Annotated in this window: 17 protein-coding genes; 9 read left to right on the top strand and 8 right to left on the bottom strand. The window is 65.2% G+C overall.

Annotation, left to right across the window (positions count from 1 at the left end; all coding sequences use genetic code 11):
- Positions 1 to 41: 41 nt before the first annotated feature.
- On the bottom strand, positions 42 to 971 hold the full coding sequence (locus tag O7A05_RS31565) for a LysR family transcriptional regulator (RefSeq protein ID WP_337097210.1): 930 nt from the start codon (positions 969 to 971) through the stop codon (positions 42 to 44).
- A 132-nt stretch (positions 972 to 1,103) separates the two neighbouring features.
- Between O7A05_RS31565 and O7A05_RS31560 the strand changes: the two genes are divergently transcribed.
- From O7A05_RS31560 to O7A05_RS31540, 5 genes are all read left to right on the top strand, one after another.
- Positions 1,104 to 2,540 (top strand): MFS transporter, encoded by a 1,437-nt coding sequence (locus O7A05_RS31560; protein WP_337097209.1) that lies wholly within the window; start codon positions 1,104 to 1,106, stop codon positions 2,538 to 2,540.
- Between the two features lie 670 nt (positions 2,541 to 3,210).
- On the top strand, positions 3,211 to 3,405 hold the full coding sequence (locus O7A05_RS31555; protein WP_337097208.1) for a hypothetical protein: 195 nt from the start codon (positions 3,211 to 3,213) through the stop codon (positions 3,403 to 3,405).
- A 139-nt stretch (positions 3,406 to 3,544) separates the two neighbouring features.
- Positions 3,545 to 3,850 (top strand): hypothetical protein, encoded by a 306-nt coding sequence (locus O7A05_RS31550; protein WP_224513470.1) that lies wholly within the window; start codon positions 3,545 to 3,547, stop codon positions 3,848 to 3,850.
- A 336-nt stretch (positions 3,851 to 4,186) separates the two neighbouring features.
- Complete coding sequence (locus O7A05_RS31545) at positions 4,187 to 5,551, top strand: NfeD family protein (protein WP_337097207.1); 1,365 nt, start codon at positions 4,187 to 4,189, stop codon at positions 5,549 to 5,551.
- Positions 5,548 to 6,306, top strand: a complete 759-nt coding sequence (locus O7A05_RS31540; RefSeq protein WP_337097206.1) for a slipin family protein — start codon at positions 5,548 to 5,550, stop codon at positions 6,304 to 6,306. Before O7A05_RS31545 ends, O7A05_RS31540 begins: the two co-directional genes overlap by 4 nt.
- Positions 6,307 to 6,344: 38 nt before the next feature.
- On the opposite strand, the gene O7A05_RS31535 is transcribed toward O7A05_RS31540, so the two are convergent.
- Positions 6,345 to 6,503, bottom strand: coding sequence for a hypothetical protein (locus O7A05_RS31535; RefSeq protein ID WP_337097205.1), 159 nt, complete (start codon positions 6,501 to 6,503; stop codon positions 6,345 to 6,347).
- A gap of 135 nt (positions 6,504 to 6,638) precedes the next feature.
- Here O7A05_RS31535 and O7A05_RS31530 point away from each other — a divergent pair, with 135 nt between their 5' ends.
- Positions 6,639 to 7,022: a YybH family protein gene (locus O7A05_RS31530; RefSeq protein WP_337097204.1), complete on the top strand. Its 384-nt coding sequence runs from the start codon at positions 6,639 to 6,641 to the stop codon at positions 7,020 to 7,022.
- A gap of 103 nt (positions 7,023 to 7,125) precedes the next feature.
- Here the strand turns inward: O7A05_RS31530 and O7A05_RS31525 are convergent, their stop codons facing one another.
- The gene (locus O7A05_RS31525) at positions 7,126 to 8,055 is read right to left on the bottom strand and encodes a LysR family transcriptional regulator (protein ID WP_337097203.1); all 930 of its coding nucleotides are present in this window, start codon (positions 8,053 to 8,055) and stop codon (positions 7,126 to 7,128) included.
- Between the two features lie 98 nt (positions 8,056 to 8,153).
- Between O7A05_RS31525 and O7A05_RS31520 the strand changes: the two genes are divergently transcribed.
- Positions 8,154 to 9,164, top strand: a complete 1,011-nt coding sequence (locus O7A05_RS31520; RefSeq protein ID WP_337097202.1) for a zinc-dependent alcohol dehydrogenase family protein — start codon at positions 8,154 to 8,156, stop codon at positions 9,162 to 9,164.
- Between the two features lie 190 nt (positions 9,165 to 9,354).
- On the opposite strand, the gene O7A05_RS31515 is transcribed toward O7A05_RS31520, so the two are convergent.
- Both O7A05_RS31515 and O7A05_RS31510 read right to left on the bottom strand, forming a co-directional pair.
- Positions 9,355 to 13,161 (bottom strand): autotransporter domain-containing protein, encoded by a 3,807-nt coding sequence (locus O7A05_RS31515; RefSeq protein WP_337097200.1) that lies wholly within the window; start codon positions 13,159 to 13,161, stop codon positions 9,355 to 9,357.
- A gap of 265 nt (positions 13,162 to 13,426) precedes the next feature.
- On the bottom strand, positions 13,427 to 14,389 hold the full coding sequence (locus O7A05_RS31510) for an AraC family transcriptional regulator (protein ID WP_337097198.1): 963 nt from the start codon (positions 14,387 to 14,389) through the stop codon (positions 13,427 to 13,429).
- Between the two features lie 258 nt (positions 14,390 to 14,647).
- On the opposite strand from O7A05_RS31510, the gene O7A05_RS31505 reads away from it, so the two are divergent.
- Both O7A05_RS31505 and O7A05_RS31500 read left to right on the top strand, forming a co-directional pair.
- The gene (locus O7A05_RS31505) at positions 14,648 to 15,820 is read left to right on the top strand and encodes a LuxR C-terminal-related transcriptional regulator (RefSeq protein ID WP_337097197.1); all 1,173 of its coding nucleotides are present in this window, start codon (positions 14,648 to 14,650) and stop codon (positions 15,818 to 15,820) included.
- Positions 15,821 to 16,081: 261 nt separating this feature from the next.
- Positions 16,082 to 16,771, top strand: coding sequence for an outer membrane protein (locus O7A05_RS31500; RefSeq protein WP_337097196.1), 690 nt, complete (start codon positions 16,082 to 16,084; stop codon positions 16,769 to 16,771).
- A gap of 165 nt (positions 16,772 to 16,936) precedes the next feature.
- Here the strand turns inward: O7A05_RS31500 and O7A05_RS31495 are convergent, their stop codons facing one another.
- Genes O7A05_RS31495 through O7A05_RS31485 form a run of 3 tightly spaced genes read right to left on the bottom strand, consistent with a single transcriptional unit; the run spans position 16,937 to position 20,765 of the window.
- Positions 16,937 to 19,231, bottom strand: coding sequence for a xanthine dehydrogenase family protein molybdopterin-binding subunit (locus tag O7A05_RS31495; RefSeq protein WP_337097194.1), 2,295 nt, complete (start codon positions 19,229 to 19,231; stop codon positions 16,937 to 16,939).
- Positions 19,228 to 20,211 (bottom strand): FAD binding domain-containing protein, encoded by a 984-nt coding sequence (locus tag O7A05_RS31490; RefSeq protein WP_337097192.1) that lies wholly within the window; start codon positions 20,209 to 20,211, stop codon positions 19,228 to 19,230. The genes O7A05_RS31495 and O7A05_RS31490 overlap by 4 nt, the downstream gene beginning before the upstream one ends.
- Positions 20,208 to 20,765, bottom strand: coding sequence for a (2Fe-2S)-binding protein (locus tag O7A05_RS31485; protein ID WP_337097191.1), 558 nt, complete (start codon positions 20,763 to 20,765; stop codon positions 20,208 to 20,210). Before O7A05_RS31485 ends, O7A05_RS31490 begins: the two co-directional genes overlap by 4 nt.
- Positions 20,766 to 21,006: the final 241 nt, after the last annotated feature.

The raw sequence follows: 21,006 nt of genomic DNA, 5'->3' as shown, positions 1-21,006 counted from the left end.
ACCTGCTTCTCACATTCGAACACGTTGCCGGCGCCGGCTTCTCAGGCCATGGTTTTCTCGTCCCGGTGAAGTGGAGGAGAGGGAAGGCGACACACCTCTTTCACCAGCCCGCGCAGCCAGCGATGCGCCGGATCGGCCTCGAGCCTCGGATGCCACAAGAGCGAGATGGTCAGCGCGGCGAGCTTTACCGGCAGCGTGAAGGTGAACAGCCCGTCGCGCAGGGTGCCGGTATAGCGCTCCGGCACGGTGGCGATGAGGTCGGAGCCGCGCGCCAATGCCAGCGCTTCGGCAAAGCCGCCGACCACGGTCGCAACCTTCCGCGTCAGCCCGGCTAGCTCCAAGGCGTCGTCCACCGGGCCGCGGTCGAGGCCACGGCGAGAGATCAGTATGTGCCGGCCGGCGGCGAAGCGGGCGGCGGTGATACGGCCTTCGCTTAAGGGATGGCCGGCGCGCACGACGCCGACGAAGCGGTCGCGGAACAGCGCCTGCGCGCGCACCTCCGGGCCGGTCGAACCGCCGACCACGCCGGTCTCCAGATCGACCGCGCCCTTGCGCATCGGGCCGCTGTCCTTGTCGGGCTTGGGCACAAAGCGCAATTGCACGCCCGGCGCTTCCTCAGCCACACGGGCCAGCAGCGCCGGGCCGAAATTCTCAACGAAACCATCGCTGTTGCGGAGCGTGAAGCTGCGGTCAAGCCGCGCAAGGTCGAGCCGCTCGGCGGGGCGCAGCACCGCTTCCGCCTCCTTCACCAGCCGCCCGACCTCAGCGCCGAGCTCGACGGCGCGCGGCGTCGGCACCAGGCCGCGCCCGGCGCGCACCAGAAGCGGATCGCCGGTCGCCGTGCGCAGCCTCGCCAGCGCCCGGCTCATCGCCGAAGGGCTGAGCTTCAAGCGTCGCGCAGCTTGGGCGACGCTGCCTTCGGCAAGCAGCACATCCAGCGTAACGAGCAGGTTGAGATCGGGTCGCGACATGGCGCGACCATAGCACGGATACGTCAAAGCGACATGGCGCCTGATGCACTGTTCAAGTGCAAATGCTGCGCGTTCCGCCATGTCACAACCACGCTTATCTTCCCGGCGAGTTCAACCAACGGAGAAGAAATCATGGCCGACATTGCCCAAACCCGCGCCGCGCCGCTGCGCCATTCGACGGCGGGCGCGTTGGCCAGCCTGTCGCTTGCCATGCTCGTCTCCTCGCTCGGCACAAGCATCGCCAATGTCGCGCTGCCTACGCTGAGCGTGGCATTCGCCGCGTCTTTTGCGGCGGTGCAATGGGTGGTGCTCGCCTATCTGCTCGCCATCACGATGCTCATCGTCAGCGTCGGGCGCCTCGGCGATCTGGTCGGCCGCCGGCCGCTGCTCATCGCCGGCCTCGCACTGTTCAGCGCCGCCTCGTTCGCCGCAGCATTCGCGCCGTCGCTGGCGCTGCTGATCGCCGCGCGCGCCGCGCAAGGCCTGGGCGCTGCCGTGATGATGGCGTTGACGATCGCTTTCGTCGGCGAGACGGTGCCGAAGGAGCGCACCGGCAGCGCCATGGGCCTGCTCGGCACCATGTCGGCGATCGGCACGGCGCTCGGGCCTTCGCTCGGTGGCGTGCTGATCGCCGCGCTCGGCTGGCGCTCGATCTTCCTGGTCAATGCCGGGCTCGGCGCCGTCGCGCTGCTTGCCGCCTGGCGCTTCCTGCCCGCGGGCGGAGCAACAGCGATGCGAGCCTTTCATGGAGAGGCGAGGGGCCGCTTCGATACGCTTGGCATGCTGCTGCTCGCCGCCACGCTTGCCGCTTACGCCTTGTCCATGACCATGGGGCGCGGCCATTTCGGCGGCCTGAACGTGGCTCTGCTCAGCGGGACAATTGTTGGCGCGGTGCTGTTCGTTGTCGCCGAGGCCAGGGTGGCGTCGCCGCTGGTCAAGCTCGCGCTGTTGCGCGATCCGGTGCTGGCGCCAAGCCTCGCCATGAACGCTCTGGTCTCGACGGTGATCATGGCCACGCTGGTCGTCGGTCCGTTCTTCCTGTCGCGCGCGCTGGGCCTCGGCGACGCGACGACGGGCGCTGTTTTATCGATCGGCCCCGTCGTCTCGGCACTGTGCGGCGTCATTGCCGGGCGCATCGTCGACCGCCTCGGCGCGGCGGCGATGGTCGTTGCCGGCCTGATCCTCATGGTCGCCGGCTGCGTCGCGCTCGCCGCGTTGCCAGGCCTCTTCGGCGTTGCCGGCTATGCGGCGGCGATCATCCTGCTCACGCCCGGCTACCAGCTCTTCCAAGCGGCCAACAACACCGCCGTCATGGCCGATGTCGACAGGAGCGAGCGCGGCGTGGTGTCAGGCATGCTGAGCCTCTCGCGCAATCTCGGCCTCGTCACCGGCACGGCGGTGATGGGCGCCCTGTTCGCCTTCGCCATGGGGACAGGGAATGTCGCGGCGGCGGCGCCGGCCGCCGTCGCGCATGGTATGGAGTTCACCTTCGTCATCGCCGCGGGACTGATGCTGGTCGCAACGGTGATTGCGGTGGCTGGTGATTGGCGGAGACGGCGCAGCGTATAGTCTCGCACGAGCGGGAGATCAGGCGCTTCCGCGATCACGCAATTTCGCCTCGATGTGAGAGCCCTATTCTCGACAGCCGGCGGTGCCCATTCCGCCTTCGGCCGGTGCCTCAGCTACCCCAACGAACCCCCCACTGCGGCACCGGCCTCACTCATCGTGCCTCGCAACGCTGCCACCCGGCGCTCGGCCTCTGTTTCCAGCTGCGGTGGTTGTGACGTGATTTCCTACGGCTCGGCATGCTCAGCCGGCCACGTCGTTGCGCGTCTCGCGCGGGGTGCACGCAGCCATCGCGGCAAGCATGGCATAGAAGTTGGACGGAGGTGACAGGAAGTCGGCGGCAAGAAAAAGCAGCCAGTTCATCAGCCGCCTACCCAAGCAGGAAGCCGGCTATGAGCACGGTGAGCAGCATCGAGGCCGGCACGGCAAGCAGCCAGCGCGCCTCCAGAACACTGTTTCTGTCGTCATTCATGTCGATGCTCCTGTTGCCGTGCTGGAACCCCACGTCGGCAAACGAGCGCCGAAAGCCTTCGTTCCGCCGGTCAGGCGAGGGTCTGAAAGCCTGGTCCGACTGAAGTCGCAAACGGCAGAAAAGAAGCCCGTGTGCAGCAACCAAAACGACAGCTTCGCATTGCCAGCGCGCTGATGTTTCGCGCACTGAACTGGAGCTGTTATGAGCCTCGATAAACCCGTGGACGATCTGGAAGACCAGCCATATGAGACGGTGTTCTTCGCCCGCAAATACGGCCTGCCCCATCGGCTTGCCAAGACGATGATCGAGGCGAACGGCCCGGGGCGGCGCGCCTGCGATGCCGCAGCCACGACCTACCTCAGCTATCTGGCGCTTTGTCGCCGACGCGAAAGCTGAGCTCGGCTGTCGGCGGAGTTCGAATGGCTGCCGCCGCTCGCGCTCCGCGCCGGTTGCACGCGCAGATCGTGCCGGAACCAAAGCGACAGGCAGCTGTTTACCCCGGCGAAGGGATGCTGCAGGAATTAGGATTAAAGCAATGAAAACAGTGCTTCTTGCTGCCCTGGCGCTCTGCGTCGCCGCACCCGCCGTCGCTTCGGCGGCCGAGGCCGATGTCGTCATAAGGACACATCACAGGCATCATTATCACCATCGGCCGGCAGTCGTTATCAATGACGAGGGCCACCGTCTGCACCATCGCCATCACGGCACCGTCGCCTTCTATGACAATGGCGAGCGCGGCTGGCGTCACCGCCATCACCGCCGCGACACGGTCGTCGTTACGAGTTCCATTCACCGGCACCATCATCGTCCGGTGGTCGTCGAGGGTAGCTCCGACTATTGAGATACCATCTGTCGTAAAAAATCCGGTCCTGCCCACGCGCCATGACGCTCGAGCCGGACCGGATTTTTCATGCCTTGGAGGCACCGTGGTCCCTCTACCTACGCCCCGCTTTTAAGTACGCCGGCCTGAACCAGGCTGCCGCCGGGTTGAGGCTGTCCACCGGCCCGGTCGGGTCAGGATGGTGGCGCCGCGCTCCCGGTCGTCTCGCGCGCCCTCGTAGACGGTATTCATGGTGCGCAACCGCAGCGCCGCCGACGGTTTGACGCAGGGTGCCCTTCGACGCCCATTGGACTTCGCCACGACACAACCCATATTTGAACTCATGGAGCTTTGAGCGTGACCTTCGCGCGGGTGGCCCTTCTCGCCGCTGCCCTGGTGGCAGCGGCTACCGTTTCTTCCGTATCCTCGACCGGGAGCGGGAAGGTCGCACTGAGCGTTGCTATTGACGGCGCTATAGGGCCGGCGAGCACCAGGCAGCTCGAGGAGGCGCTCGCCACTGCTGCTGAACGCAACGCCGAAGTGCTCATCCTTCAGCTCGACACGCCGGGCGGCCTGGTCACCTCGATGCGCGAGATGATCGCCGACATCCTGGCCTCGCCCATGCCCGTTATCGGCTATGTCGCGCCGGCCGGCGGCCATGCGGCGAGCGCCGGCACATACATCCTTTACGCCACCCATGTCGCGGCGATGGCGCCGGGCACCAATCTGGGCGCGGCGACGCCGGTCGAGCTCGGCGGGCTGCCGTCGCTTCCGGGCGGCGAGAAGGAAAAGGACGACAAGGGCACTGGCCCGCCGGCCGCCGACCCGATGATGACCAAGGTGACCAATGACGCGGTCGCGCTCATCCGCTCACTCGCCGAGATGCGCGGCCGCAACGGCGACTGGGGCGAGAAGGCGGTGCGCGAGGCAGCAAGCTTGTCGGCCAACGCCGCCCTGCAGGAGCATGTCATCGACTTCGTCGCCCGCGACACTACCGAGTTGCTGCAGCTTGCCGATGGGCGCACCGTCGATGTCGCCGGCGCCAAGAAAGTGCTGGCGACGAAAGGGCTGCCGGTCGAGACGCTGGAGCCTGGCTGGTTCATACGTCTGCTCTCCGTCATCACCGACCCGAACACCGCCGTCATCCTGGTGCTGGTCGGCGTCTATGGCCTTGTCTTCGAGCTCACCAGCCCGGGCGCCGTGGCGCCTGGCGTCATTGGCACCATCTGCCTGGTGCTCGGGCTCTATGCGCTCAACCTCTTGCCGATCAACTATACCGGCCTGGCGCTCATTCTGCTCGGCATCGCCTTCCTGATCATCGAGGCCTTCAACCCAACCGTGGTGCTGGGGCTGGGCGGCATCGCCGCTTTCCTGCTCGGCTCGGCCATGCTGCTCAGGGTCGAAGGGCCGGGCTTTGCCATGTCGTGGGCGGTCATCGGCCCCGCCGCCGTGCTGACGCTCGGGCTGGCGCTGCTCACCGGAACCTATGTCTGGGCGGCGCGCAGGAACCCGCCGCGCGTCGGCGGCGAGGCGATGCGCGGCCTGCCCGTCGAGATCGTCGACTGGCAGGGCGGCGAGGGCCATGTGCTGGCTTTGGGCGAGCGTTGGCGGGCGAGAGCCGACGAACCCGTCGCACCCGGCGACAGCGTTGAAGTGACCGACGTCAGCGACCTGGTGCTGACCGTGCGGCGTCGCGACGCGAGCAACAACGGAGTAAAATGATGGTCGGTTACATGGCCTATCTCATCGTTGCGCTGCTGGTGATCATCTTCCTGTCGGCGGCCATCCGCATCCTGAGGGAATATGAACGAGGCGTGGTCTTCACGCTCGGCCGCTTCACCGGGGTCAAGGGCCCCGGTCTCATCATCCTCGTCCCTTTCGTCCAGCAGATGGTGCGGGTCGATCTGCGCGTGGTGGTGCAGGACGTGCCGCCGCAGGATGTCATCTCGCGCGACAACGTCTCGGTCAAGGTCAACGCCGTGCTCTATTTCCGCATCGTCGACGCCGAACGGGCAATCATCCAGGTCGAGGATTTCATGGCCGCGACCAACCAGCTGGCGCAGACCACGCTGCGCTCGGTGCTCGGCAAGCACGAGCTCGACGAGATGCTGGCCGAACGCGACAAGCTCAACAGCGACATCCAGGAGATCCTCGACCAGCGCACCGATGCCTGGGGCATCAAGGTCTCCAATGTCGAGATCAAGCATGTCGACCTGAACGAGAGCATGATCCGCGCCATCGCCAAGCAGGCCGAGGCCGAGCGGCTGCGCCGCGCCAAGGTGATCAACGCCGACGGCGAGCAGCAGGCGGCGGCGAAGCTGGTCGAGGCCGGCCGCATGCTTGCGGCCGAGCCGCAAGCCATGCAGTTGCGCTATTTCGAGGCGCTGCACGACATCGCCGGCGAGCGCTCGTCCACGGTGGTGTTCCCGCTGCCGGTGGAACTGCTCGGGCAGTTCATGAAGGGGCAGAGCAAGTGAGGCATTGACGCTGCCGGTCTCTTCCTTCGGCGGCAGAGTCAATCGGCCTCGCCGCCGGAGCCCTTGCCGCATTCAGCCAGCACCTTGCCGATTGCAGCACCCGAGCCTTTCAGCGGAAAACTCGCCCTGCCGTATTGTCGGCCGAAACCGTCACCTCGCCCTTGCCGCGCAGCAACGCCAGCAGCTGCGCTCGCCATTGTCCTTCTCCATTTCGTGGAGCCCAAAAACGCGCGCGATAGCGCTCGAATTCCGTCCGCGGCGTTGCCGGCGGAGGCGATTGCACCAGGTATTGACGACAATCCGACTACTGACGATTGCAAGGAGGTAAATCGATGACCGATGACGCAACCGCGATCCGCCAGGTGGTCGAGACCTGGATGGCGGCGAGCCGGAAGGGCGATCTGGAGACCGTGCTTGGTCTGATGACGGACGATGTCGTCTTCATGATTCCCGGCAAGGAGCCCTTCGGAAAGGAAGCCTTCGCCGCGGCCTCCAGGAACATGGGCGAGACGAAGATCGACGGTGACAGCGAGATCGTAGAGCTCAAACTGCTCGGCGACTGGGCCTATATCCGCAACCGCATCGATATGACCGCGACACCGCCCGGCGGCGAGCCGGTGCGGCGGTCCGGCTATACGCTGACGCTGCTGCGCAAGGAGAATGACGGCCGCTGGCGGCTGGCGCGGGATGCGAATTTGCTGGAGGCAAAAGGGTAGGGCGCGGCCGCCGGAACTGCCGATCTTCCCTTCTGGGGCGAGGAACCTTGTCCTGCGGCCACCGCGTCCGCGATCTCCGCCGCGAATACCCACTGTCTCGCCCTTACTTTCGCCACGGCGGCTCCGGCGCGAAGCGCTTGCCGATCCAGTCGGCGAAGGCGCGGGTCTTGGCGGCTTGGCCTTTGGCGGAGGGCATAACGACATAGACCGCGCCCTCGTCGGCCAGCGTCCAGTCCTCCAGGATCGGCACCAGCCGGCCGTCGGCGAGTTCGCGCCCGACCAGCCAGTCGGTGCTCATCATCAGGCCGACGCCTTGCACCGCGGCCTCGACCAGCACCTCGGCGTCGTCGCTGACCAGCGGCCCCGAAACCTCGACGCGCACGCTCCGGCCCTCATGGTCGGTCATCTCCCAGGTCGGAAACGTCTGGAAGCCGGTGAAGCCGAGGCAGCTGTGCTCGAGCAGCGCCTGCGGCGTTTCCGGCCTCCCCCTTCGCGCAAGATAGGAGGGCGCGGCGCAGAGCAGCCGTCGGCGCGTCGCCACCTTGCGCGCCACCAGGCGTGAATCCTCCAGGCTTCCCAGCCGCACGGCGACGTCGAAATTCTCGGCGACGAGATCGGCGAAGCGGTTGGAGAATTCAGCCTCGATGCGCACATCCGGAAACTCGGCGAGAAACTGCGGCAGGAACGGGGCTATCCACATGCGCCCGAACGTGCCGGGCAGCGCCAGCCTGAGCAGCCCACGCGGCCGGCCGCCGGCATGCGCGGAGGCGGCGGCTTCCGCCTCGTCGACCGAGGCCAGGATGGCGCGCACGCGCAACAGGAATTCCGCGCCCGCCTCGGTAAGCGACACGCTGCGCGTTGTGCGGTGGAGCAGCCGCACGCCCAGCCGTTCCTCCAGCGACTGCAGACGACGCGACAGGATGGTCGCGTCGCGCCCGACCCTCGCTGCCGCCCTGGTGAAGGAGCGCGCCTCTGCGACGGCCGCGAAGGCCGCCATTTCGGCAAGGGCGGAGGGTTCAACTGATTGCTGCATGATTTGCAATACTCAAATGCAAAGTCCAACGATTATCGAGCAATAGCGCGGCAGCTAGGTTCGCTCAACTCATCCATCGACCACCCACGGAGTGAACCATGAAAGCCATCGAACTCAGCCAGCCGAGGCTGGACGCCTTCCACGCCGCCAGCTTCGCCACCCCCGAACCCCAACGCGGCGAGGTGCTGATCCGCCAGCGCGCGGCGAGCCTGAATTTCGTCGATGTCGCTGTGGCGAGCGGCAACTACCCCGGTCCGGTCTTCCCGCTCATTCCAGTTGCCGACGGTGCCGGCGAGATCGTCGCGCTCGGCGAAGGCGTGACGGGCTTCAGCACGGGCGACCGCGTCGTCGCCCATGCCAAGCCGCGCTGGATCGGCGGCCGACCGCGTCCTTACGAGATGACGCAGATGCGCGGCATCTCGCTGCCCGGGTCGTTGGCCGAATATGTCGCGCTGCCGGCCAACTCGGTCGTGCCGGTCCCGGCCCATCTCTCCTTCGAGGCGGCCTCGACCTTGCCGATCGCCGGCACCACCGCGTGGAACGCGATCCGCGCCGCCAATGTCGGGCCGGGCTCGGTCGTCGTGCTGCTCGGCACGGGCGGCGTCTCGATCTTCACGCTGCAACTCGCCAAGGCGGCCGGGGCCACCGTCATCATCACTTCATCCTCGGACGAGAAGCTCGAGCGAGCCAAGGCGCTCGGCGCCGATCACCTGATCAATTACCGCGCGACACCGGACTGGGACGGCAAGGTGCTGGAACTGACCGACGGCCTCGGCGCCGACCTCGTCGTCGAGACCGGCGGCACCGCCACCTTCGCGCGCGCCGTCAACGCCACTGCGCCCGGCGGCACGCTGTTCACCATCGGCTTCGTCACCGGCGCCGAGGCCACGGTCAATCTGCTGCCGATCATCATCAAGGCGCTGAAGGTGGTGGGCAACAACACCGGATCGGTCTCAGACTTGCGCGACGCCGCCCGTGCCATCGGTTCCGCCCGGATCGAGCCGGTCGTCGACAAAGTGTTTTCACAAAACGAGGCGACCGAAGCCTACACCTACATGGCCGCCGGCGGCCTGCATTTCGGCAAGCTGGTGTTCGGCTTGGATTGGTAGGAAGAGCCGACGCTGGAGTGGGCGAAAGCGATGAATCTCTCGGTCTCCCTGAAGCCGACTTCCCTGACAGGAAGATGTGGGAGCTTCAATCCGCCTCGCCGCCCGAGCCCTTGCCGTATTCGGCCGGCAGGGGCTCTCCGTCGACCGAGCGTTCTCATACTATACTCCCGATCCTTCTCTCCTCTCGCCGTCAGAACTTGAGGTCGAGGTTGGCCTTGACGCCGTTGTCGGCGTTATGGGAGCCGAACTGACCGGTGTAGGACAGGCCGAGCGTGGCACTGGCCGAGATCGGCAGGTCGAAACCGGCCTCGATCACCACGCTGTCCCTGGCGACAGGCACGCCGGCGATGGTGAAGGCATCACCGCCGGGGAAGGCGAAGGTCGAGGTAGGCGTGACATCACCGAAGGCATGGCGCCAGCCGAGTGTGCCGCGCGCGGTCGCCTCGATGTTGCCCAGCGTCAGGCCGGTCGAGGCGCGCAGCCCGAGCGTGGTGAAGGTCGCACTGGTGGTTGAACTTGCGCTGGTCAGCGCTGCAGCACCACCTTGTTCGGTGAAGGCATCAGTATGCACGCTGACATAGGAGAGATTGGCGAACGGCTCGAACTTGAAGCGCCCGGCATCGGCCTTGTAAGCGAGTTCGCCAAACACCTGCGCAGTGCCGGCGTCGTAGTCGGCCGACAGTTGATCGGCGAAGCCATTGAAGGCAACCGCGCGCTTTGTCGAGATGCTGTTCCAGCTGTAGGCGGCGCCGGTGCGGAACGCGATGGCGCCCCAGTTGGTGCCGCCATAGAGACCGATATGATAGATATCGGCGTCGCCGCTGGAATTACGGGCATCGGCGTCGAAGGAGGAATGGCTGTAGCCGCCGAGGAGGCCGACGCGCCAGTCGCCCACCAGTCCGTCCGCACCCGCCAGCAGCCCGCCGGTCGAGCGGTCGAAGGCGGCGGCATTGCCGTCGCTGCCGATGTTGCCCCACGAGCCAAAGCCCTGGCCCCAGACCGCGAAGCGGTCGGTGTCGGCGGCGACCATTTCCGGCCCACCCTCGCCATAGGCCATGACCGGCATTGCCGCTGCACCGGCATCGCCGAACGCGGCGCTGATCCGCCTGGTGGCGGCGTCGCGGATGAAGCGGCTGTCCTCCAGCAACATCCCCTTGGCCGAGGCGTGGATCTCTCCCGAGAGTTGGTCGAAAGCCGCTTGGGCAGTGGCCGCTGTCGGCAGCACGGCGATTGCGTCGTAGAGCGGATTGCCAGCCCCCAGCATTTCGGCGCCACCGCCGGTGGCGATCTGGTTCGGCGTCAGGCCAACCTGAGCGAAGGTCTTTTGGACCACATCGAGATAGACGTGATTGGCGTCATAGCTGTCGACGAGGCCGAGGAAAGCCGTGCCGATATCGCCTGTGAGCGCGTAGTTTCCGGCGACACCACCGTCGGCTTGCAACACCGTATAATGCGTGCCCGCTACGTAAGGCGCGGCATCCGTCTTGACCACGTCGAGCACCGATCCGGCGGCGATCGTCGCTGCGCCGGTCGCCTGGATCAAATCGGACTGACCGGCTGAGGTCAGTTCGGCCTGATAGATTGAGCCGGCCGCCTGGTCGACATCGCCCGCCACATTGAGCGTGCCGATCGAATTGCCCGGCCCGATGATGCCGCCCGATTGCGCCGCGATGCCACCCACCGTGCCGTTGCCGCCCAGCACCCCGCCCGAGATCGTCACCAGCGAGTTGGCCAGCGAACCGTTCACGGCCAGCCGCCCGCCGCTCACGTTGGTCGCGCCGGTGAAGGCGCTGGAATCGGCGGTGAGGTTCGTGTTGCCGGCGATCTGGTTGATCGTGCCGGCACCGCCGATCGCCGACGCGAAGGTGTAGTTCGTGTCGGTGTGGTTGAAGTTGATTGCGCCCGCACCCGGTCCGAACTGGACACTTGCCGCATTGAGCGTGCCCGCGGCCGCCGCTGGCGATCCGCTCGCCGCACCAATGTTCAGCGTGCCGACGGAGCCCGCCAGGAAGGCGATGTTGACCGCGCCGCCGGTCGACACCGCGCCGCCAATCGAGATCGTCAGTGTGCCTGTACCAATACTGCCGACATAGAGATCTCCGCTATTGGTCCATGTCGAGCCAGGGCCGCTGATCGTTGCGGTACCGATGGCCCCGGCACTCGCTCCCAGATAGCCATCTGTGTTGCTGACCGTGCCGCCGTTTGAGACGATCAATGAGCCCGTACCACGGTGACCAACCATGAGAAGGCTGCTGCTGGTCCAGCTTGAGCCCGCGCCGCTGACCGTTGCCGTACCTACGGATCCGGCATCGAAGGCCAGATAGCCAGCGTTGCTGATGACCGTTCCGCCGTTTGAGATCGCCAGTGTGCCGGTGCCGTCTGCGCCAACATAGAGGTTGGAACTGTTTGTCCAGGTCGCGCCGACGCCATCAACAAACGCCATGCCCGTCGAGCCCGCCTTTGCGCCTATAATTGCAGAGCCGTTGCTGACCGCGCCATGCTCGATCGCCAGCGTGCCGGTGCCATAATCGCCGACAAACAGATCCCCGCTGTTGGTCAAGGTCGAGCCGGCGTTGTCGACAATCACCATGCCGGTCGAGCCCGCCTGCGAGCCAATGACGCCGGTCCCGCTGCTGACGGTGCCGCCATGCGAGATCGCCAGCGTGCCCGTGCCGGCACTGCCGACGAACAGGTCTGCGTTCGTCCAGGTCGAACCGGCACCGTCGACGAAAACCATGCCGGTCGAGCCTGCCGATTTGCCGACATAGGCCGTGTCGTTGCTGATGGCGCCGCCATTGGTGATCGCCACGTTGGCGGCGCCGAGATTGCCGACATACAGGTCCGCACTGTTGCTCCAGGTCGAGCCGGCACCATCGACGAAGACGGTGCCCGTCGAGCCGGCGAAGTCGCCGACATAGCCCAAGGTGTTGCTAACCGCGCCGCCGCCTGAGACGGTCAGCGCGCCATAGCCCTGGTCCCCGATGAACAGGTCGGACGAGTTTGTCCAGGTCGAGCCCGCCCCATTGACCGTCACCGTGCCGCTGGAACCCGCGGCGTAGGCCGCATAACCCACCGAACTGGTGACCACGCCGCCATTCGAGATCGTCAGCGCGCCAGTGCCGGCGTTGCCGACAGCGAGGGCTCCGTTGGTCCAGGTCGAACCGGCACCATCGACAGTTGCTATGCCGGTCGAACCAGCCAGGTTGCCTGCAATGCCACTCAGATTGGTAACCGCGCCGCCGTTGGTGATCGCCAACGCACCCGTGCCCTGGTCGCCGACGAACAGATTGGAACTGTTTGTCCAGGTCGACCCCGCGCCGTCGACCGTCACCATGCCGTTGGAGCCTGCATGCGTACCGATGCTGCCCGTGGCATTGTTGACCGCGCCGCCATTGGTGATGTCCAGTGTGCCGACGCCACGTTCGGCGATATACAGATCGCCGCTGTTGGTCCAGGTCGAGCCGGTCCCGTCCACCGTGACCGTGCCAGTGCCCTGACCGAAACCGACATGGCCCACGGTATCGCTCACGGCGCCACCGTTTGAGATGGCAAGGGTGCCGGTGCTGTCGGTGCCCAAGGCAAGGAAAAGGTCGGAACTGTTGCTCCAGAGCGAGCCCGCTCCAACGACGCTTACCTTGCCGTTGGCGTTCGAAGCGTAGCCGAGATAGCCGGCGGTGTCGGAAAGCGTGCCGCCGTTCGTGATCGTCAGAGAGCCTGTGTAACTCGCAATGGTGCCAACAAACAGATTTTGCGCGGCTGCGTTCGGCGCATTGACCACGGCCGGGTGCGGAAACGCCGCGTCGAGGGTGACGTCGTCGATCGATGTCGGGACAGCGGCGGGATTCCAGTTTCCGGCGGTGAACCAATCCGTGGAGGCCGCGCCGGTCCAGATCTCGGCTGCCGTGGCGCTTGGCTGGCCAAAGCCGATCAGCGCCGTCGACGTCAACGCCAGATATTTCAACGTCTTCTTCCGGCCTTCAAATCCATTCTTCGGCATTTAATCCCCTGACATGACAAGTCATTTCACCCTGAAGGTGACATGTCATTGGAGCTCGGCGTTGTCTTGGGCAGGGCCGCACCGGAATTGGACTGGAAAGAGATGCCGGTTCTTTTCTGCGCGCTGTGATGGTTTGGCACCACCGAGAATTTCGACGCCAAGCGGCGTCGCTTGGCGTCGCAGAAATGTGGCTAAAACAAACAGATAGAGCGGATAGGAAAATCGGAAATCGCGTCGCCTGACCGGTTTCGGGAGATGCCCGGTTCTATCTGGCGCTTGTTGGCGTGTAGCCGAAGCGACGGCGGAAGCAGCGATTGAAGTAGGACACGTCGCTGAATCCGCTCATCATCGCAATTTCGCTGACCCGCATGTCGTCATTGTGTCTTTGGGCGAGCATCTTATGTGCACTTTGCAAGCGCAGCTCGAGCACACGCTCGGAGAAGCTGATACCCGTCTCCTGGAGGATGTCGTGAATATAGCGCGTCGACAGACGGAGTTCCTTTGCGACGCCCTGCGCGGAGATGCCAGGATGGGCGAAATTGTCTGCGATCTTGGCCAGGACCGCCCGCAGTCTGGCCGCGCGCAGGCCGCGCAGGCCGGCCAATTCGGCAGCCTCACCTTTCGCGCCCGTCACCAGACCGATCAGATCGACGATCACGTCCGTTGCGTGCATGATGAGATCGGCCGAGACGAGGGGGCGGCCGGTCTCGAGAAGCTGGCAATAACGCTTGAGAAGATCGAGAGCCTCGTTTTCGGCGCCGATCTTCAACGCCAGCCTGTCATCGATCTGTGGGAAGGCCTGTATGAGGACGGCGCGTGGGACCACCACGTTGGCCCACACATTCCGGTCGGCACCGACCATTTTCAGTGCTTCCGATGCCGTGACCAGGACCGCTTCTCCCTTGCCGACGCCGTACTCGCGGCCGACCTGCGCCCCGGTCAAAACGGTGTCGGCCTTGTTGATCAGCAGGAGATATCCGTCATTGCCGTCGTCGGCAATGTTGCTTGCTTTCCTCGTCGCATGCCTGATCGTTCCGGACATCTGGCCGAGAACCAGTGATCCGACAGCCGTGGCTTCGATCGCTGCCTCGAAAGGCAGGCTTGCGGATATGCCGTATTCAACCGACCATATCTCCGCGACATGGATGTCCTGCCAGAGGGAGAATCGATCGCGTTCATTAAGATGCGCTGGCAACTGAGCCGATGAAAACACCGTCTTTCGCGACAATCGAACACCTCGAAAAACCACAGCTTCAAAAATTGTCGAACGCGATGCTTTCCAATCCGGAAATAACAAGCGACATTGATCGCTCGGCGTTCGACCGATCGCATTAGACCCTTAATCGAGTTCAACCACGCGTGGCGTCACCCCAAAGTATGACGTCGCGAAATCCTTCCAGACGGGATCGGCGTTTTTGCGCCGGGCGGCTGTCAATTTGTTGCTGTATTCATTTCTTTTTCGCTCATCCCTCGTGCGGGGCAGGGCATGTCAGGGGGCGTGGTGGAGAGGCTGGGCAGCGAAGTACTTTATTCGATTATCGGTGAAATTTATGATTGCGTTTTGAATCCGGAAGGCTGGACCGGAGTGATGACCCGGGTCACCGAAGCTGTCGACGCTGCCTATACCACTGTCGCGCTGGCCAGCACTGCTGACAGTCACGGCCGTTTCGCGGCTCAATCAGCTTGGGATCCGGTGCAAATGCGCGCGCTCCAGGAAGATTATGACTTTGACGAAATTCCCGGATTGAAGGCCGCAATCGTTGGCGACATCGACACGCCTGTTGCGACGCTGTCGCATATGAGCGAGGCCGAGCTCCAGCAAACGCCGTTCTTCCAGAATTGGGCCAGGCCGCAGGGATTGCGCGAGGCTTGCATCACCAAATTCGTTCACACGCCGGACCGGATTGGGCTCATGGGCTGCACCACGCGTGCCAACAGGGGTATCATAACCGTTGAAGAGCAGCGGTTCATGACATTGCTCTCGCCGCATCTGCGCCGCGCTTCCCTGATTGGAGATCTGCTCGATCAGACCCGCATTACCGCCAATTTCTATCGCGAAGCGCTCGACCATCTCGCCGTGCCTATCGTTCTTGCCGGCGCCGACGGAGCAATCCTCCATGCGAATGGGGCTGCCGACCGGATGTTTTCCGGGCAGGGTCCCATTCTTTCCAAGAAGGGCCTGCTCCAACCGCAGAATCCGGTGGTCGCCCGCGCTTTGGCGGAAGCATTGGCCAGCGCTGCCGGCGCAGATGCTTCGCTTGGCTCTCGCGGCATAGGGCTGCCCGTTTCAGCGCCGGGTCAACCGCCCGCCGTAGCCTATGTGTTGCCGCTGACCGAAGGAACCGCGCGCGCGGCTTTCCGGCCCGCCTGTGCTGCCGTCTTCGTATCGACCACGACGTCCTCTTCTCCGCTGCCGGAGGCCGTTCTCACGACGCTGTTCGATCTTACTCCCGCGGAGGCCCGGGTCCTCCTGCGGATCGGCAGCGGATTGCCCGCGTCCAGGAGCGCCTCGTCGCTGGGCATCAGTGAAAACACTTTGAAGACCCATCTCAACCGGATATTCGCCAAGACCGGCACGAGGCGCCAAGCCGATCTCGTCAAACTGATTTCGGACATAGGCATGCCTTTCGTGACTTATCAGGCTGCCGCTCGCCGCTGAGCTGGCCGTGCCGAATGCCTCGTCGACGCCGGGCGGTGCCAGACTCACACCCAAACGCCGCGTCCAGAGCGGCAATCGACTGAGGCTGTATGGCCACACTGACCGGGAAAGCGTTGCGCCGCTCTCCAGGACAATTCCGGTGCGGTCCAGCCCAAGACGCCGCTGGCGAACAATGCAACATCGCGGCTCTCGACGTTAACTTGAACTCCGCTGAGCATTTCGGCAGCGGGGGAGCGCAACACCTTGGGGCAGCAAACAACAATGAAAACGATTCTTCTCGCTACGGCCTTTATTCTCACGTCTGTCGGCATGGCGTCCGCGGCGGACATCAATGAGACCTTGCCCGTTGCCGCCGACTACGACTGGTCTGGCCTCTACGCTGGTGCTCACTTCGGCTACGTCGCCGGAAAATCCAATTTCTTCATGGCCGGCGCTGGCGTCGGGGGCACCGATGTTAACCTTCCCCTCGATCCCAGCGGTTTCATTGGCGGCATCCATATCGGCTTCAATCAGGAGATGGCGAACCGCTTCGTGCTCGGCGCCGAGGCGGACATTGCGTACAGCAATGTAGATGCGGTGGGGACCTTCACCGGTGCCGGCGCGTTGCTCAAAAGCGAGCTCCAGTGGTCGGGGTCGGCACGGCTGCGGGCCGGCTACGCTTTCGATCGGACCTTGCCTTACATCACCGCGGGCGTGGCCGCGGCCAAGTATGAAATGACTGTGATCGCCACAAGCGGTTCAATACCGATCCACGACGAAACCCATCTTGGCTGGACGGTTGGAGCCGGCATCGAGCACGCTTTCACCAACCGGTGGATCGCGCGCGTCGAATATCGCTACTCCGACTTCGGCAAAAAGGATATCTCGGTGCCGCTGTTCGGTCCTAGCACGGTTGCAAACATCGATCTCAAGACGCACGATCTGCGGGTCGGCCTCAGCTACAAGTTCTGATCTGGCAGACCGAACAAAACCCCGGCCTCGCGCCGGGGTTTTGCTTGTGCCTTAAACGCATTCACGCCCGCCGGCGCGGGCCGGGAAGATGGCGGCACGCTCGGCCGGTGAGCCCGTCGGCGCGACCATGGGTACCTGCCGCCCGCCAGGGCCCTAGCGTCGGCCTCAGATGAGTTTCTCCAGCGTGATCGGCAAATCCCTTATCCTCTTGCCCGTCGCGTGGAAGACAGCGTTGGCAATCGCCGGCGCGATGCCGACGATTGCCAGTTCGCCCACGCCCTTGCCCCCAAGGGCGGAGGAGTGCGGGTCGGGGATGCCGACCGAGATGGTCTGGATGTCGGGAATGTCGGCATTGGTCGGCAGCATGTAGTCCGCGAAATTGCCGTTGACGATGCGGCCGTGGCGGCGGTCGACTATACCTTCCTCGAGCAGCGCTTGGCCGATGCCCATGATGATGCCGCCCTTCCACTGGCTCTCCGCCAGCTTGGGGTTGTAGAGCCGGCCGGAATCGAGCGCCGACACCACGCGCGACACGCGCACCGTCCCGAAATCCTCGTCGACGCGCACCTCGACGAAATGCGCGCACCAGGAATAGCGCGAATAATCGCCCTCGGTGTGCGGGATCGACATGGCTATCGTGGTGTAGTTCCTGTAGCGCTCCTCCGGCGTCGTGCTGGCCGGCAGCGTGTCGCCCTTGGCCTCGATATGGTCGCGGCCGACGGCGCTCATGAGTTCGGCGATCGACAGGTCCGGTCCTTCGCCGCGTGGCGATGCGATGCGGCCGTCGCGCACGACAAGCGTATTCGACTGCAGCTTCTGGAAGGGCGAGCGCGGGTCGGAGAGCGCCAGCCCGATCAACTCGTCCAGCGCCTGGCCGGCCGCCTTGTGGACGGCGTCGGTCATGACGCCGGCAAGCCGTGAGCCGCCGGTGACGCCGGCGCGGGCGAAATGCGAGTCGCCGAGCTTCACAGTGACATTCTCCACCGGCACGCCGAGCGTTTCGGCGGCGGTCTGCGCCAAGATCGTGTAGGTGCCCTGGCCCATGTCGATGGAGGAGCTTTCGACCACGACCGAGCCGTCGGAAAGCAGCTTCACCACTGCCTCGCCATGGGCGCGCCGCACCGGATAGGTGCCGGCGGCAACGCCCCAGCCGATGAGCTGATGGCCGTCGCGCATGGAGCGCGGCGCGGGCGAGCGCTTCGCCCAGCCGAACGCCTCGGCTCCGGCGGCAAAGGCTTCGCGCAACTGGCGCGTCGACCACGCCTTCTTCGCATGCGGATCCTGTTCGGCATAGTTGATCAGCCGCATCTCCAGCGGATCGATGTCGAGTTCATAGGCGAGCTCGTCGATGGCGCATTCGATGCCGAAGGCGCTCGGGTTCTCGCCCGGCGCGCGCTTTGCCCCCGGCACCACGGTGTTGACCCGCACCACATTCTGCTTCGAGGAGAAGTTGGGCGTGGCATACATGATCGAGGTGACGGAACCGAGCGGCTCGACCCACATGCCGTCCACGGCCGTCTCGTTGACGCCGCGATGCACGATCGACTGGATTTTGCCTTCCCTGTCGGCGCCGATCGCAACGGTCTGACGCGTCGCGGCGCGGCCGCCATAGGACGTAAAGTTCTGCGGGCGGTTGAGCACCAGCTTCACCGGCCGGTCGAGCATCTTGGCGGCTGCCGCCGCCACGGCGCTGTGCGCCAGGGCCAGCGCCTTGGAACCGAAGCCGCCGCCGATATAGGGCGAGACCAGCCGCACATTCTCGAACGGGATCGAAAACCACTCGGCATAGGTGCGTGCCATGCCGTCCAGCCACTGGCTGGGTTCCCAGATGGTCAGCTCGTCGCCTTCCCAGCGCGCGATCAGCCCATGCGGCTCCATCGCCGCCTGGAATTCGCGCGGCGTGTTATAGGCCGCGCAGATGCGCACCGGCGCAGCGGCGAAAGCGGCTTCAGCGTCGCCCCATTCCTGGGTCATGGCCTCGACGGGGATGCCGTCGCCGGCCTTGCCGTCGCTCAGGTCGACGATGGCCGGTGTCTCGTCATACCAAATCTTGACGAGTGCGGCCGCCGCCACTGCCTGCTCGAACGTCTCGGCCACCACGGCCGCGACATGCTGGCCGGAAAAGGTGACCTCGCGCACGAGCGGCGAGAAGGTCGGCTGCGCCGGCGGCTTGCCGAACCAGTCCGACGCGCCCCTCAGTTCCATGATGGTGTCGGGCGTCAGCACGGCGAGCACGCCGGGCGCGGTGTCGGCCGCGCGCGTGTCGATTGCCGTCACCTTGCCAGCCGCGATGGTCGCGCCGACCAGCACCGCATGCGTCAGCCCCTCGAGCTGCTGCTCGAAGGCATATTTCGCTGTGCCCGTGATCTTGGCCGGGCCGTCGACGCGTGACAGCCGCCCGCCGACCGCTTCGAGGCGCGCGCTGTCGGACGCTGCGTGTTTGATGTCATGAACGGTCATGCCGCTTCTCCCAATTTGAGGATGGCGCGCGCGATCACGCGCGGCGCCAATGCGATCTTGTAGCGGTTGGCGCCATGGTCGACCGCGCCTTCCATGGCGAGCTCGCTCGCCTCGCGGATCGTCGCTTCGTCGAGCGCTTTGCCCTTCAGCGCGTCCTCGACGGCGCGCGCCCGCCACGGCTTCGTCGCGACGCCGCCGAGCGCGACGCGGATGTCGCGCACCGTGCGGCCATCGCCTTCGAGCTCCAGCCCGACCGCGGCGCTGGCCGCGGCGAATTCATAGGACTGGCGGTCACGCACCTTGATGTAGGTCGAGCGTCTGGCCGCGGCCGAGCCGGGAATCTCGATTGCCGTGATCACCTCGCCCGGACGGATGTCGTGCTCCTGCTCGGCTGTCGCGCCAGGAGCCAGGAAGAAATCCTCTACTTTGAGCTTACGCTCGCCGAGATCGACCTCGGCGTCGAAGGCCACGAGCGCTACGGCGAGATCCCCCGGATAGGTGGCAATGCAGGCCTCGCTCACGCCAAGCACGGCATGGCCGCGCGTCACGCCGCCGATCGCCGAGCAGCCGCTGCCCGGCTCGCGCTTGTTGCAGGCCGGGAAGTTGGCGGGGTCGCGGAAATAGGGGCAGCGCGTGCGTTGCATCAGGTTGCCGCCAATCGTCGCCATGTTCCGCAGCTGCGCCGACGCCGCCTGCCAGAGCGCTTCCGAGACGGCGGGGAAGAAGCTCTTCACCTCGGCATTGTCGGCGACATGGCTCATCTTTGCCAGCGCGCCGATCAAAGCGCGGTCGGCGCTCGCATCGATTGCGTTGAGCCCTTCGATATGGCTGATGTCGATGACGGTAGCGGGTTCCGCAACGCCGCATTTGGCGAGGTCGACCAGTGTCGTGCCGCCGGCCAGCAGCATGGCGCCGGGGAGTGCGGCCGCGTTGCGCGCGGCCTCGATGCTGTCGGCGCGGAAGTAGGAAAAATCTCTCATGAGCGCAGCTCCTGTGCGGCCTGGCGGACGGCGGCGACGATGTTCGGATAAGCGCCGCAGCGACAAAGATTGCCGGCCATGTATTCGCGGATCTCCTCGTCGGAGCCGGCATGGCCCTCACGGATGCAGGCCACCGCCGACATGATCTGTCCCGGCGTGCAATAGCCGCACTGGAAGGCGTCCTGTTCGAGGAAGGCGGCCTGCACGGCGTGCAGCGTGCCGTCCTCGTCGGCGAGCCCTTCGATGGTGGTGATCGAGCGGCCTTCGACCTGAGCGGCCAAGGTCAGGCAGGCAAGCACCCGTTCACCGTCGACATGCACTGTGCAGGCGCCGCACTGGCCCTGGTCGCAGCCTTTCTTGGTGCCGGTGAGGTGCAGCCGCTCGCGCAGCGCGTCGAGCAACGTCACCCGCGGCTCGATGTCGAGCGCGTGGGTCTGGCCGTTGATGCTGAGATGGATGGAGAGCGTGGTGGGACTGGGGGCTAAGCCGTTGGCGGCAAGACCATTCCTAAAATGGCCGTCTTCGGGAGGGTCGATGATGGTCTGGCTGGTCATGGGGCGTCGGGCTCCGATTGCTGGACGCTAGGGATGGAAATGGGACTTGGTAGGGGAGGGGCAAGGGGAATGTTGAGGGAGGCGCCGTCGGCGGAGAGCCTGATCTCCCCCACAAGGGCATATGCGCTAAGATAGCTTTGGCATGGCTTGAAACTTGCGCTTTCGTGGTGGCTCGCGCCAACGATGTCGCAAGGCATGGAGATTCTGGCGCAGGGTTGCCAAGGGCGGCTGAGTAAAGATG

Source organism: Mesorhizobium argentiipisi (SeqCode), assembly GCF_037179585.1.
Classification (GTDB): domain Bacteria; phylum Pseudomonadota; class Alphaproteobacteria; order Rhizobiales; family Rhizobiaceae; genus Mesorhizobium; species Mesorhizobium argentiipisi.
The sequence above is the reverse complement of the archived record's forward strand: the minus strand, read 5'-3'. Positions and strand labels throughout refer to the sequence as shown.

Bases quoted from the DNA above. Each gene is read 5' to 3' on its own strand.
- O7A05_RS31525 (WP_337097203.1), bottom strand. From the start codon at position 8,055: ATGCAGCAATCAGTTGAACCCTCCGCCCTTGCCGAAATGGCGGCCTTC.
- O7A05_RS31505 (WP_337097197.1), top strand. From the start codon at position 14,648: ATGTCAGGGGGCGTGGTGGAGAGGCTGGGCAGCGAAGTACTTTATTCG.
- O7A05_RS31500 (WP_337097196.1), top strand. From the start codon at position 16,082: ATGAAAACGATTCTTCTCGCTACGGCCTTTATTCTCACGTCTGTCGGC.
- O7A05_RS31485 (WP_337097191.1), bottom strand. From the start codon at position 20,765: ATGACCAGCCAGACCATCATCGACCCTCCCGAAGACGGCCATTTTAGG.
- O7A05_RS31560 (WP_337097209.1), top strand. From the start codon at position 1,104: ATGGCCGACATTGCCCAAACCCGCGCCGCGCCGCTGCGCCATTCGACG.
- O7A05_RS31520 (WP_337097202.1), top strand. From the start codon at position 8,154: ATGAAAGCCATCGAACTCAGCCAGCCGAGGCTGGACGCCTTCCACGCC.
- O7A05_RS31530 (WP_337097204.1), top strand. From the start codon at position 6,639: ATGACCGATGACGCAACCGCGATCCGCCAGGTGGTCGAGACCTGGATG.
- O7A05_RS31550 (WP_224513470.1), top strand. From the start codon at position 3,545: ATGAAAACAGTGCTTCTTGCTGCCCTGGCGCTCTGCGTCGCCGCACCC.
- O7A05_RS31490 (WP_337097192.1), bottom strand. From the start codon at position 20,211: ATGAGAGATTTTTCCTACTTCCGCGCCGACAGCATCGAGGCCGCGCGC.
- O7A05_RS31535 (WP_337097205.1), bottom strand. From the start codon at position 6,503: ATGGCGAGCGCAGCTGCTGGCGTTGCTGCGCGGCAAGGGCGAGGTGAC.
- O7A05_RS31495 (WP_337097194.1), bottom strand. From the start codon at position 19,231: ATGACCGTTCATGACATCAAACACGCAGCGTCCGACAGCGCGCGCCTC.
- O7A05_RS31555 (WP_337097208.1), top strand. From the start codon at position 3,211: ATGAGCCTCGATAAACCCGTGGACGATCTGGAAGACCAGCCATATGAG.
- O7A05_RS31540 (WP_337097206.1), top strand. From the start codon at position 5,548: ATGATGGTCGGTTACATGGCCTATCTCATCGTTGCGCTGCTGGTGATC.
- O7A05_RS31515 (WP_337097200.1), bottom strand. From the start codon at position 13,161: ATGCCGAAGAATGGATTTGAAGGCCGGAAGAAGACGTTGAAATATCTG.
- O7A05_RS31565 (WP_337097210.1), bottom strand. From the start codon at position 971: ATGTCGCGACCCGATCTCAACCTGCTCGTTACGCTGGATGTGCTGCTT.